Origin of the sequence: Streptomyces diastatochromogenes (genome assembly GCF_002242805.1) — a bacterium.
In the GTDB taxonomy this organism is placed as follows: domain Bacteria; phylum Actinomycetota; class Actinomycetes; order Streptomycetales; family Streptomycetaceae; genus Streptomyces; species Streptomyces diastatochromogenes.
Genome location: NZ_MCGQ01000184.1, coordinates 1 through 300 on the forward strand (window position 1 = coordinate 1; position 300 = coordinate 300).

A 300-nucleotide genomic window follows, 5' to 3' on the forward strand; every position below is an offset into this window, starting at 1 on the left:
TGGGTGCGGTCAGGCCGTTGGACGCGCCGTCGCCGTTGACGGCGGAGCCGCGGAGTACGGCCAGCACCGGGTGGCCGTTGCGCCGGGCGTCGGCGAGCCGCTCCAGCAGGACCAGTCCGACGCCCTCGCCCCAGGCGGTGCCGTCGGCCGCGGCCGAGAACGGCTTGCAGCGCCCGTCGGGCGACAGGCCGCGCAGCCTGCTGAACGCGACGAACGGCACCGGGCTGGCCATGACGGTGGCTCCGCCGGCCACGGCCAGCGAGCACTGGCCGGAGCGCAGCGCCCGCGCCGCCCAGTCCA

Annotated in this window: 1 protein-coding gene; it reads right to left on the reverse strand. The window is 77.7% G+C overall.

All coding sequences use genetic code 11. The features are described 5' to 3' along the window. The coding region (locus tag BEK98_RS47520) for a beta-ketoacyl synthase N-terminal-like domain-containing protein (protein WP_143684304.1) at nucleotides 1–300 on the reverse strand (300 nt) is incomplete at both ends.